Here is a 12,229-nt window from a genome sequence, read left to right as displayed (position 1 = left end):
CTCACACCCCCTGTCGGTGCCGCAGCTCGGTGTCGGTGATCTCCACGCGCGCGAAGACGGCGCTGGCGAGGACGACGCCGGTACCGGTGAACGCCGCGGCGGGCAGGACCGCCCGGTTCACGGTGACCTCGGGCCCGGTGAGCGTGAGCAGCGTGTTCGAGGTCCCGTCGGTGGCGCCGATCACCACCGGCCGGTTCCCGGGGTCCGGGTCGACGACGACGATGCGCACCAGCGGATGCTCCGCGGCGGCCCAGTGGAACCGGCCCTGACCGGCGGACACCTCGACGGCGACCGCCTCGGTCACCGTCACCGGTTCCGGGAGGTCCACCCAGACGACGGCGGCCCGCTCGCCCGGCGGCACGCTCACGACGGCCGGGCGTCCGATCGTGCGGTCCGGTGCGGAGGTCCCGGTGGTGGTCGCCAGGTCGGCGGGCACCAGCCGTACCAGGAGCGCCGACTCCTCCGGGCAGAACCCGATCAGTCCGATCCGGGTGACCGACTCACCGCGCAGAGCGGCCTCGGGGAACACGCGATGGACCGGGTCGGCACGCACCACGAGGCCGGATGTCGGACCCACCGGCGGGAGTGGGTCGGAGATGTCCGCGAGCCGCATCCCGAGATAGCGCACGTGCAGGTCACCGATCACGGAGGTCGGGGTCGCGGCCGCCGGCTCGCCCGGCAGGGCCACGGCGACCGGCTCGCCCTCGAGGTCGGCGACCAGGGTGCCCGGGATCCGTCGGAGCAGCGCACCCGTGACCTGCGACAGGGACAGGCCGAGCCGGCACGGGTGCGCCGCGCGCAGGGTGAGCGTCCCGGCCAGGGGCGCTGCGCCGTCGTGCATCGTCTGGAGCGCGGCCGCCACGCCCACGGTGACGTCCGCGGACACCCGGGTGCCCGGCAGCAGCTCGCCCGGGAACGCCCACAGCACCGTGCCGTCCGGACCCACGAGTTCCAGGTCCCGCGGGGTCGGCGCCGCCCAGCCGGTGACGGTGCCGACCGTGACCGGAGCGGCCTGGAACTCCCCTGGGGTGTCCCCCTCCACGAGCCCGATGCGCAGTTGGGATCCCGCCACGTCGGGTAGTCGCAGCACCGAACCTGAGAACGTGCCGCCGGTGAGGGTGGCCGGCACCTGACCGCGCGCCCCCACCTCGGGCGCCGAGACCACGGGGGCGAGCCACCCGGACCCCGCGGGATCCCGGGCACTCACGGCGAGACGCCGACCGGCACCGAGACCACTCTCGTCCGTCAACGGCACCGGTTCGGCCTCGTCGGTCGCCAGGTCCGCCAGGTGCAACCCGCGGATCCTCCGGCCCGCCGACACGGTCACGACCACCTGGCCGGCTGCGACGGACGCCGGCAGTTCACCCAGCGGGAAGCCCGGGAACAGCCGGTCACCGATGCCTTCGACGGTGAGCTGCACGGGGTCCAGTTCGACGGTCGCGGTGCCGGCGGCACCGGCCCAGCCGATGACCACGGCGTGCCCGTCGGCGCCGACCTCCTCCGTGGGCAGGTCGGTCTCGGTCAGGCTGAACTGCAGCGGCTGGACCTGGTAGCTCGCCACGCCCACCGGCTCGAGCGACGTGGTCAGCAGGGACACCGTGTCGATCAGCGCGTTCATCACGCCACCACCAGGTCGAACCGGGCGATTTCGGTGCCGATCGCGACGCCGTCACCGGTGTCCGGCCGGTCGAGTGACACGACGAGCACGTCGCGGGCCGGCTCGGCGGGCGGGGTGTAGGTGAAGGACGCGGCGCCGGCCTCCAGGGGCACAACCAGGTTTCCATCCGTGCCGCCGATGCCGCCTGCGCCCCCGGTCAGGGTGCCCGCCCCAGGACGCCCGCCGGCGTCGACGACACGCAGCGTGAGGGCACCGAACGCGACCCCGGCGGGTGTGCCGCCGTCGAGCCGCATCGTGCCGACGGCGCCGACCGTCACCCGCAGGTCCACCGCGGGGCCGCCGGCATCGAGCGGGGGCGGCCACGGTTCGAGCGCCACCGGCAGCTGGGCCATCCGCACGTGCGCCTGGCGGATCGGTCTGCCGGTGACGCCGGACACGTTCGGCGGCCAGAACCAGCCCTCGGCCTCGACGAGCACCGCGGGCAACCCCGCATCGGGGGCGATCTGCACGCCGGTCGGCACCTGCCGGCTGAGCGCGAAGCCGGGGTCACCGGGCGCTGTGAACGCCGACGCATCGCGCAGGTCCGGCGCGTCGAGGAGGTAGAGCAGCGCGTCAAGACCGGTGGTCGTCTCCTCCCGGCCGCCCGCGGTGGACGCGCGCACCTCCACCCGGGCGGTGGTGCGCATCCGGACGACGCGGCGCGGGTCGTCCGCGCCCGGCACGATCTCGGGACGGCGGCTGCCGAACGACTCCGGGATCGGCACCGCGTCGACGAGGCCCGCGAGCAGCGCAGGCTCGTTCGTGGCGCTCGGGCCGGGCGGTACGAACACCCGCCCGTCGAACGGCGCGCCGAGGCGCGAGCCGAGCAGGTCGGCCAGTCGCGTCTCGTACTCGCTGAGCATCTGCGCCTCGGTTCGGTCTCAGGCGTTCGGTGGCGTGGGTTCGTCGCGGTCGGTCGGCCGCAGGATCGGGTCCGTGGGCCGCAGGATCGGGTCAACGGGCCGCAGGATCGGGTCGGCCGGCCGGATCACGCCGCCGTCGCCGAGCCGGCCGAGCCTGTCGATGCGCAGCCGCTCGATGGCCAATTCACCGCGGATCTGCTCCGTCAGGGCGGTCTGCTGTGCCGCGAAGCGTTGCGTCTCGGTCCGCAGGCCCTGCTGGAACTCCGCGCGCAGCGTCCGACCGAGGTCGGCCAGGTCGAGACCCACCCGCTCCCGCAGCGCGGCGACGTCCACGTTGACCGACCGCAGGTTCTCGCGGATGGCGCCGAGCTCCCGCTCCACCCCGCTGAACCGTTCCCCGAACTGCTCCAGGTCGCGCGCGAGAACCTCGCGCACCTGCGCGTCCAGTTCCGGGCGGAGCCGCTCGATGGAGCCCTCGACCTGCTCGGCGATGCGCTGGCTCAGGAGCCCGGACTGTTCGTCGATCAGCTGCCGGAGCGAGCGCGTCGTGGACTCGACGGCGTCCGCGAGGTCGACCCGCACGGCGTCGTCCCCCTCCTCGACCAGGCCCGTGAGTTCGCCGCGGACCGCCTCGGTGATCCGCTCCCGCAACGGTCCCTGTGACTGCTCCGCCGCCTCCAGGGCCGTCTCGCGGGCGATGTCCTCGACGCCGGCGAGTCGCTCGGTGATCTGTGCGGTGAGCCGGTCGGAGAGCTCGGCGGTACCGGTCTGGACCTCCTCCAGGGCCGCGGCGCGGGTCTGCGCGAGCAGTCCGTCGAGCACGCCGTCCGGCAGATCCGGTCGGACGTTCTCGAGGGCCGCCGTCAGCTCGTCCTCGGTGACCAGGGTGGTCGCCAGAACGGTGAGCCGTCTCTCGATCTCGGCGACGTCGAGCAGCGCCCCGGTGGGCGTGGTCAACCGCTCGGTGAGGTGGCCGACGTCGCGCACGGCGCCCAGCACCTCGCCCGGGGTCACGTTCGCGAACGAGTCGGCGAACGTCGCCACCCGGGTCAGGTCGCCGCGCAGCGTGTCGAGCGTGCCGCGGAGCGCGGAGATCTCCTCCTGGGCCCCGCCGAGCACGTTGACCTTCCGGGAGAGCTGGGTGATCGACGACTCGCGTTCGAGGTCGGAGGTCTCCACGCGGCCGGCGACCGTGCGCACCCCGCGCACGTCGAGGGCCACGGTGTCCAGGCGCAGCTGCGCCGCCGTGACGCCCCGCTCGAGCGCGCTCACCCGGGCCACCGCCACCGGGTCGTCGAGAGGGCCACGCTCGATCAGCGCCCGCAGTTGCGGGTGCAGCCAGCCGAGCGTCACCTGGTCGGGGTGCTCGTGTGGGCCGACCTCGCCGCCCTCGTCCTCGACGACGGCGCGGGCCACCTCGAGCAGCGCACCCACCACGGTGTTCCAGTCGTCGGCCGTGATGAGGTCGCCGAGTCGTCGGTCCGCCAGCGGCAGGAGCCGGTCGACCAGGGCCTTGAGCCGTTCGATCTCGGCGACGGTGGTCATCTCAGGAACCCGACCTTGGACCCGCCCAGGGCCACCCCGGTCCGGCGGTAGGTGCCGAGCTCCTCCTCGGCCGTGATCTGCCCGCCCGAGGCGGCCAGCGACTGGGACAGCGTGAGGACCTTCTGCACCTGCGGCGTGGCGAGGAACTCCGCCGCCTCGGCGCCCTTGCCGACCGCGATCTCGTTCACCTCCGCGGCGAGCACGGTGCCGGTCGCCGCCATCTTGGCGCTGAACTCCACCGGGGTCGCGTACAGCGACGTCTCCAGCTCGGCGACCCGGCCGATGATCCGGTCCCGCGCCGGACCGACCACGCCCCCGACGTCGAGCATGTCGACCGTGTACCGGCGCAGGTTCTCGTTCTCGATGTCGCGGCGCAGTTCGAGCAGGCTCTGCCCGAACGCGGTGACGAACCGGCGCAGATTGCCCTGGACCTCGTCGATCTTCGTGGCGATCTCGGGGTGGTCGTGGCCCCGCGGGCTGACCAGGGAGGCCAGTTCCAGGACCGCACCGGCGAGGTCGGTGACCGCGCCGACGAGCTGGTTCCAGTCCTCCGCACGGATCACCTCACCGGCGCCCTTGCCCCCGACGGCGCTGGCCTGGGTGCGCACGGCGGAGGCGGCCTGCTGCACGGGCGCCAGGTTCGCGTCCGGGACGTCCACGATGGGCGTGTCCCGGAAGTCGATCGGGTCGATCGGGACCGGCACGAACGTGGGCAGCCGCTGCGGCAGCACCCGGATCGGCTTCGCGAACAGCGGCAGCGTCACGTTCGGGTGCAGCACCTGCACCTGCCACTCCCCCGGGTCGATGTCCCGCACCACGAGCGAGCCGTCCAGGAAGGGCTTGCGCTCGATCACCTGGCCCGTGGACGGGTTCGTGAGCTTCACGAGCGCGCCGGCGTTCGCCGGCGGGTAGTTGCTCAGCTTGACGTTCAAGCTGCCCTTGATCGCAGCCATCACTGCCTCCTCGTGCCTCGGGCGCGCGCGCCGCTGGTCATCGGACGAGCCATTGCAGGTCGCCGTACGGGAACTCGACCTCCCAGAACAGGGAGAGGTCGTGGTTGTCGCCCTTCGTCACGGGCGGGAACACCACGCGGTTGTAGAGCACGTCGCCGCCGGAGCGGCGGGACATCAGGCTCGCCTCCCGCAGGGTCCCGACGGCGGCCGCGTCGCCGAGCGTGGCCCGCACCCGCACCACCACCCGCCGGCGGGTCTGGTCCACCTCGGTCGTGAACGCCCCGGCGTCGATCGCGACGGTGGTCTCCCCGACCAGGCCGGGTGCCCCGGTCCCGTCGTCGTTCGCGAGGGCGGTCACGTCGACGGCGTCCGGTGCGTCGTCGCTGGTGCCCACCGACATGTGGGTGATGGCCGCGCCCGCCCCGGAGAACAGGTCGGCGATCATCCGGCCACCGGTCGCGAGCACGGTGTTGTGGGCCTCGCGCCGGGTCAGCAGCGCGCCGGACCTCTCCCGCAGCTCCAGTCGCAGTACCGCTCGCATCGCTCGCTCCCTCCGATCCCTGGTCGACGGCCCGCTCCACGGGCCGTTCCTGCCTATTGGTACGTGCTGTCGCCGTAGCCGGTGACGCCGTACACCCCGCCGGCGTCGCGCAGCCGGTCGATCCCGACGGTGCCCGCCTCACTCACCTGCCGTCCGCTGACGAACACCAGGTGGTCGAGTTGGCGCTGGCTGTCGTGCAGCGGGCGGAGCCGTACCTCGGCGCGCACGCCGGCGGCGGCCAGCGACCGGACCCCCAGCCCGAGCGAGGTGTCCAGTTCGGCGCGGGCCAGCAGGGCGGCGTCGGTGTCACCGGAGTCGTTGAGCAGCGTGCCCGCGTCGAGGTCCAGGCGGACCTGGGCCGGGGCGGTCTCGGTCCAGGTCAGGTCGATGACCACGCCGGGGTCCTGGTAGAACAGCGCGTGGTCGAACGTCGTGGCGTCCCAGCGACCCTGGTGCAGGTCGAGGTCCGCCAGGGCCAGCAGCACCCGGTCCAGGCCCGGGGAGTCGAAGTGCGCGACCGGAAGGAACCAGAGGTCGTTGTCACCGGGGGGCAGACGCAACGCCCGGGTCTCGGCGCCGATGTCGTCGGTGGTCCACGCGGTCCCGGGGGTGACCCGCCGGACGTGCCGCATCCGGTGCGTCACGTCCGCCTGCTCGAGTTCGGCAGTCACGGTGTGGTCGTCGCCGGCGTACACCCAGAGCCGCTGCCCGACCCCGACGGCATCGAGGTAGACCAACGCCTCCCCGGTGGTGAGGTTGACGATCACCGGCACGTACTCCCCCACCGCGGTGCCGGTGAACAGGATGCTCGCGTCCGCGGCATCGAGCCCGGTGTTCGTGACCGCCTGCCGGGTCAGCGGCTCGGCGGCGTCCCCGCCGAACCGGGCCGCGTTGGAGGTGGGCGGGTTCTCCACGAACGCGTGCCCTCGGCGGACCGCGGCCGGGGGCCAGGCGTCGAACGGACCGAGGGCCTCCAGGCGATTGGTCCGCTCGAACGCCTCGGCGAACATCGTGACGAACCGCCGTAGCGCCGCGCCGGTGACCGCACCGTCGCGCACCCGGGCGGTGCGCAGGGCGTGGAACCAGGCGCGGTACTCGCCCAGGGTCTGCCACGGCTCGGCGCCGATGCCGAGCAGGGCGCCGAGGGCGGCCGCCTCGGCCCGCTCCACGGTGGCGTCGAACCAGTGTGCCCGCTGCACGATGCGGGCCTCGGAGTCGAGGATCTCGAGCTGGAGGCCGATCACCTCGGCGAGGCCGCGAACCAGGTCACCGTCGCGGTACAGGGTGGGCAACCGCTCGGTCATCGCCTCCGCGTGGCCACTCATGTCCCGTCCTCGCTCACGCCGGCGTCCCCCCGGCGCTGGAGCTGCTCCGCCGCACCCACCTGGTAGCTGCCCTGGCCGTCGAGGAGCTGGGTGAACTGCCCGGCGTGCTCCACGAGCAGGCTCGCGAGTTCCCGCACGAGCGAGTACCGGGTGTCGTCCCGAACGGCGGCCGCGACGCCGTCGACGGTGAGCGGGCGGTCCGGGCTGCGGGTGGCGAGGTGGCCGTCGATGGCGAGGCCGATCGCCTCCGCGGCCTCCGCGAGGGTGACGCCGGGCTGGAGGTGCACGGGCAGGCTGACCTCGACGAAGGAGACGGTCGCGACCTGGGTCGCGTCGGTGCGTTCGGCCGTCGGCGGCGGGAAGGCGAACGGGTGCAGCACGTCCAGCACCTCCCCAGCGGCGAGGGTGAGCGTGCCGATCGCGGTGCCGTCGGCACCGGTGAAGCCGATCTCGGCGTCGGCGATGCGGGCGTCGGCGAGCACGGCCGCGACCAGGGCGTTCACCCGCACCGGGGCGCCCGGGGCCAGACCGGTGAGGCGGGCCGTGACCCGTTCCTCGACGCCGGTCGTCAGGCCGGCGAACTCCGCGCCGGACACGCCGGTCCCGGCGAGCACGAGGGCCACCTGCACCCGGATCTGCCTGCGTGCCGCCGGCGCGGGCGGCCAGGGCACGATCCTGATCCCGGCCGGGCGCAGCTCCTCGATGCGGCGAGCGACCGCGCCGGGTGTCACGGTGTCGTCCGGACTCTCGTAGGCCACGTCGATCCGAACCTCGCCCGCGCGCCCGTTCGGGAACTCGGTGATCTCGACCGATCGGACCCCCTGCACGGCGAGCACCCCGAAGCGCAGCGCATCGATGGTGCCGCGCACGGCCCCGTGCAGGGCACCGCGGGACCTGCGGCGCAGGTCGGTGTCGCTCTCGGCGGCCGCCTGCCGGTAGGCCTCACCGGGGTTGGTGACCGTGGTGACCCCGGCGACGATCGTCTCGAACCGGTCGAGCGCGGCGGGCCCGACGAGCGCGGTGTCCGGGGTGAGGCCGGCGGCGAGCACCGAGCGGGACGCCTCGCCGGGCTCCAGGCTCAGATCCGTCACGGTGGCGTACCGGTTCGCGGCGGCGTCGGTGACCACGGTGCCCGCCGGCAGGGTGACCCGGCCGCCGGTGGCCGCGTTCCGGGAGAACTGCACGCTCACCAGCGGGAAGCCCGCGGGCAGCCGCTGCATGCCGATCAGCGCGACCACCCGGTCGAGCGAACCGCCCTCGGCGGTCTCGATGAACGCCGACCGGTAGATGAGGTCGAGGTACTGCTCGGTCTGGGCGACCTCCCGGCCGACCGTCTCGAGCAGGGTCCGCACCACGGATCCGACGTTCAGGTCGGTCAACGGAACCGGCCTGGCGATCTGCGCCGGGTAGTAGTTGACCGTCAGTGTGGTGCCCGGGGCCGGCTTGCGGCCGTTCTCGCGGAACACGATCGCGTCCGGTTCACCGTCGCCGTCGAGGTCGGCGAGCTCGAAGTCCGCGTCGGTGAACCGCACCGGGACGTTCGTGGCGCCGACCGGGGTGAGCCCGTCCAGGTGGGAGACCCGGCGGACCGGCCGCTGGGCGAGCCGGTCCAGCACCACCGGTCCGTCCACGGGGGCGGTGACCGCCTCGCGCACCGTGCCGCCGGTAAGCGTGGTGAGCAGGTCCCGCACGATGTCCGGGTACAGGCGTGGGCCGTAGGTCGGCTGCTCGGTCACAGTCCTACCTCCAGACCGAGGGTCACCGGGTCGCCGCCGGTCACGGGCACCACCACGATCTCCACCACGAAGTTCCACGGCTGCTCACGGCGCGGATCGAAGACGATCGCCCGAGGCTTGTCCTGCACCCGGGGTTCCTCGCGGACCGCCTCGAGGATGTAAGCGCGGCACAGCCCGCGCAGCGCCTCGGTCTTGTTCCGTCCGATCAGTTCCCCGAGGCGGGAGCCGTACCCGGCGTGCCCGAGGGCGGCCAGCGTGCCCTTCGGGGTGAGCAGCCGCAGGGTGAGGGCCTGCGCGAGGTTCTCCCGCCCGGTGACCGGGTCGAGGTCCGCGAGTTCGACGGCGCCCGGCGGCTCGGGCGACCAGCCCTGCGCCGATCCCCCCTCGCCGGGCGCACCGACGTCGGTGGCGGCGCCGGCACCGACCGGCGGCCGGGGTCCCAGACCCCTGCGCGTGGGCACGGCGCGCTGTGCGGGCCTGGCCACGGGCCGCAGGTCCAACGAGGAGGTGTCGTGGGCGCCGAATCCGGCGGGGCCGAGGATGACGCGGAGGTCGGTCCCGAGGTGCGCGTACCTGCTGTCGGTCATGGGCACTCAACCGATCAGCACCGACGTGGAGGCGACGATCACCGAGACCGGTGCGTCGGCGGGGTCGTTGCAGGTCTCGACCGGGTCCCCGGCCCGGGCGGCGCCCTGGCCACCGATCGTCACGCTCCGGCTGCCCGTCGACACCTTTCCCTGGTCCTTGGGCGGGCTCTGGAAGGAGGTCCCGGGCGGGGTCGCCACGTGCGCCGGCTTGTTGGCGGCGACGGAGCCGACCACCGCGGCGGGTGCCCCGGCGATCAGCACGCTGGAGACGAGACCCGAGGACATCGTCCCGGAGAACGGGTGCGGCAGCGGGGTCGGGATCGGACCGCCGGGTGAGGGCACCATGACGATATGGATGTCCACGCCCTGGACCGTCGAGTCGCCGTTCGCCGCGGGGCTGCCCATGTCAGTTCACCTTCACCTGTGGCGCCGAGATGGTCACCGAGGAGTCACCCTTGACCTCCACGTCCGCACCCTGCAGCGTGAGCTTTCCGGTTGTCCTCAGTTCCAGGTCGCCCCGACCGGTCAGGGTGATGGTCGCGTCGCCGACGATGATCTCGGCCCGGCCGCCGCCGGCCGCCTCGAGTTTCGCCTCGGCGTCGCCGACCACCAGGTGCACCATGGCGTCGTCCGCCTCGAGCCGGACGTCGGGGCCGAGCCCGATCGTGAGTTTCGGATCGCCGCCGCGGAGCACGAACTGGAAGTTGGGGTCGGAGGAACCGGCGGGCAGCCGGAGCACGAGATCCCCGGCGCCGTGCTCGGGTGGAGCGAGGTCGGCGTGGTAGAGCCGGCCCACCACCACCGGGGCGTGCACGTCACCGTCGGCGAACACGACGACGACGAGGTCCCCGGGTTCGGGGGTGGCCGCGACCCCGAGCGCTCCGACGGCGATGGTCACCTCGGGCAGCACGAGTCCGCTCTCCCGCAGTTCCACGGTCACGGCGTGGTCCGGTGGGGCGCCCGAGCCGTCGAACACGTCGCGGACCACGCCGATCGCCACCGCCGGGCGCGCGGATACCTCGTGCCGGGCGATCCGGGTCACCGAGTCGAACAGGGCCGAGCTCACGGCAGTCCCCCGAATGCGTCGCCGGCGGCGCCGAGCAGGGCTCCGAGCGCTCCACCGCCGGTGGCCGCGAGGCCGATCCCCTCGAACCGGGTGAGCCCGCGGGCGCCCGGGCCGACCCGGTGCTGCACCCGGGTCAGCAGCCACGGTCCGGCCGCTCCCGGTCGTGGTGCGTCCGCGATCTCCACGGTGGTGCCGGCCCGCAGTCCGGGCACCAGCCAGCACCCGCCCGTGAGCCGGGGCGCGCCGTTGCGAGCGTTCCGGGCCCGGGTGGCCCCGCTCACGGCCGTCGGCGTGCGCAGGGCCGGGGCCGCCTCGCGCACAGTGGTCGCGTCCGGACCGGCGGCGTCGCTCGGCACCACGCCGGTGCTCTGCCGGCGGGCACCCGGTGCGGACGTGCTCCCGGCCGGCCCGGAACCGGCCAGGGCCACGTCGGCCGACCGTTGCCCGGCGGTCAGGGTGAGTTCGGCGATCTCCCGGCCGTAGCGAAGCGCCACGTCGGCCGGCGGTGACGGGAACCGCAGCACGTCCAGGCCGCCGTCGGGGTTCGACGAGGCGATGGCGCCCGCCCAGCCCGCGAGGGTGGCGACATGCTCGAGTGCGGTCCGGCCCTGATGAGCCACGTAGGTGACCAGGTCGAGGTCCAGGTCGACCGTACCGGCCCGCGCGCCCGCCTCCCGGATCAGGGCCCGCACGATCGCGCCGGCCGACTGCTGCTCGAAGGTGGCACCGGTGCGGATCCCGGCGAGCGCGGCCGCAGCGTCGCCGCAGATCACGGTGACCTCGCCGAGCGAGCGCCGCACGGCCTGCACGGTGCCCGTGAACACGCGCACCTCATCCTCGCCCTCGCCGCGGAGGGCGATCTCGACGTCCTCGCCCGGCTCGGCCTCGACGCGCAGGTCCCGGGGCAGCACCAGCAGTGCGCTGGCCACTCCGGGGGCGAGCGCGAGGTCCACCCGGACCGAGGAGATGTTCGAGGCGTAGCTCAGGCTGCCGACCGTGGCGCTCGCGGCGACCGTCAACACGCTCATCACGGCCCCCCGAGGAGGGTGCCGAGCGACTGTGTCACGGTCGCGAATGTGCCGGCGCCGGAGGTGAGGGCACCGACCGCGTCACTCATCGGGGCGAGCGGGCCACCGACGTCGATGGATCCGAGGGCGGCCAGGGCGGCGAGTTGGTCGGCGACCTCCATCACGGCGTCGACGGCACCCGCCACCTCACCCGCCAGACCGGCGATGTCGCCGAGCACGTCCGTGTCGAAGCCGAGGTCGCCGAGCCCGAAGTCACCGAGGCCCCCGAACGCGCTCACCTCGGCGGGCGGGGGCAGGGGCGGGCTCTCCACCAGGTGCACCTCGTAGCCGATGAGGTTCTGGGTGCCGGCCACCTCCTGCACGTGCAGATACGCGACGACCACCCGCTCGAGTTCCAGGGCGCTGGTGATGTCGGCCGAGAAGACGACCTCCTCGCCCGCGCCGGCCAGGCCCTGGAGGGTGCCGAGGTCGTCCCGCGCGGTCTCACCGGCCAGCACGCCGCTCATGCGGATCACGTGGGCGCCGCGCCCGGCGCGCTGCAGCACGTCTCCGTCGAGGCCGGGCACACCGACCGCCTCGAACCCGCCGTCCAGCTCGTGTTCGATGCGTTGCACCGACGCGAGGGGCACGTCGCCCACCAGGGGCATGGAGGCGGTCATGGCCGTCGCACCCCGCGCAGGTCCGCCTCGTCGTCGAGGAGGGCGGCGATCGCGTCGGCCAGGTCGCCCGCGTCACCGCCGGGGTCGGGCGTGGGTGCCCGGAGCCCGACGGCGTGTTGCACCGACACGCCGACGGCGCGTTCCCGCGTGGTCGCCGCGGCGGCCCCCACCGGCCCCGGGTGCACCGCCGGGGCGGACGAGGGCGCCGATCCCCGCGGCGGGAGTCCCGGCGCCGGGCGGGCCGTGGTGGGCGACCGAACATACCGGCA

Annotated in this window: 13 protein-coding genes; all 13 read right to left on the bottom strand. The window is 74.1% G+C overall.

What is annotated here, in order from left to right:
- Position 1 precedes the first annotated feature (1 nt).
- The gene (locus EXU48_RS12800) at positions 2-1,618 is read right to left on the bottom strand and encodes a hypothetical protein (protein WP_133108073.1); all 1,617 of its coding nucleotides are present in this window, start codon (positions 1,616-1,618) and stop codon (positions 2-4) included.
- A complete protein-coding gene (locus tag EXU48_RS12795; RefSeq protein ID WP_133108072.1) occupies positions 1,618-2,520 on the bottom strand; it encodes a hypothetical protein in 903 nt (300 codons plus the stop codon). Before EXU48_RS12795 ends, EXU48_RS12800 begins: the two co-directional genes overlap by 1 nt.
- 18 nt (positions 2,521-2,538) lie before the next feature.
- Entirely contained in the window at positions 2,539-4,065 is a 1,527-nt protein-coding gene (locus EXU48_RS12790) for a hypothetical protein (RefSeq protein ID WP_133108071.1), read from the bottom strand.
- Complete coding sequence (locus EXU48_RS12785) at positions 4,062-5,018, bottom strand: hypothetical protein (protein ID WP_133108070.1); 957 nt, start codon at positions 5,016-5,018, stop codon at positions 4,062-4,064. Before EXU48_RS12785 ends, EXU48_RS12790 begins: the two co-directional genes overlap by 4 nt.
- A gap of 37 nt (positions 5,019-5,055) precedes the next feature.
- Positions 5,056-5,559 carry a hypothetical protein gene (locus EXU48_RS12780; protein WP_133108069.1) on the bottom strand — a complete coding sequence of 168 codons (504 nt, stop codon included), beginning with the start codon at positions 5,557-5,559 and terminating at the stop codon, positions 5,056-5,058.
- A gap of 53 nt (positions 5,560-5,612) precedes the next feature.
- Positions 5,613-6,884 carry a hypothetical protein gene (locus tag EXU48_RS12775; RefSeq protein ID WP_133108068.1) on the bottom strand — a complete coding sequence of 424 codons (1,272 nt, stop codon included), beginning with the start codon at positions 6,882-6,884 and terminating at the stop codon, positions 5,613-5,615.
- Complete coding sequence (locus tag EXU48_RS12770) at positions 6,881-8,620, bottom strand: baseplate J/gp47 family protein (protein ID WP_133108067.1); 1,740 nt, start codon at positions 8,618-8,620, stop codon at positions 6,881-6,883. Before EXU48_RS12770 ends, EXU48_RS12775 begins: the two co-directional genes overlap by 4 nt.
- Positions 8,617-9,207 carry a hypothetical protein gene (locus EXU48_RS12765; protein ID WP_133108066.1) on the bottom strand — a complete coding sequence of 197 codons (591 nt, stop codon included), beginning with the start codon at positions 9,205-9,207 and terminating at the stop codon, positions 8,617-8,619. Before EXU48_RS12765 ends, EXU48_RS12770 begins: the two co-directional genes overlap by 4 nt.
- Positions 9,208-9,213: 6 nt before the next feature.
- Positions 9,214-9,612 carry a PAAR domain-containing protein gene (locus tag EXU48_RS12760; protein WP_133108065.1) on the bottom strand — a complete coding sequence of 133 codons (399 nt, stop codon included), beginning with the start codon at positions 9,610-9,612 and terminating at the stop codon, positions 9,214-9,216.
- Position 9,613: 1 nt separating this feature from the next.
- Positions 9,614-10,273 (bottom strand): phage baseplate assembly protein V, encoded by a 660-nt coding sequence (locus EXU48_RS12755; protein ID WP_133108064.1) that lies wholly within the window; start codon positions 10,271-10,273, stop codon positions 9,614-9,616.
- Positions 10,270-11,301, bottom strand: coding sequence for a hypothetical protein (locus EXU48_RS12750; RefSeq protein WP_133108063.1), 1,032 nt, complete (start codon positions 11,299-11,301; stop codon positions 10,270-10,272). Before EXU48_RS12750 ends, EXU48_RS12755 begins: the two co-directional genes overlap by 4 nt.
- Positions 11,301-11,960 (bottom strand): hypothetical protein, encoded by a 660-nt coding sequence (locus EXU48_RS12745; protein WP_133108062.1) that lies wholly within the window; start codon positions 11,958-11,960, stop codon positions 11,301-11,303. The genes EXU48_RS12750 and EXU48_RS12745 overlap by 1 nt, the downstream gene beginning before the upstream one ends.
- On the bottom strand, positions 11,957-12,229 hold a 273-nt coding region (locus tag EXU48_RS24770; protein ID WP_207947723.1), incomplete at its 5' end, for a hypothetical protein. The genes EXU48_RS12745 and EXU48_RS24770, both read right to left, overlap by 4 nt.

It is taken from the genome of Occultella glacieicola, assembly GCF_004353825.1.
Taxonomy (GTDB): domain Bacteria; phylum Actinomycetota; class Actinomycetes; order Actinomycetales; family Beutenbergiaceae; genus Occultella; species Occultella glacieicola.
Note: the sequence above shows the minus strand (reverse complement) of the source record. Positions and strands in the feature narration are given on the sequence as shown.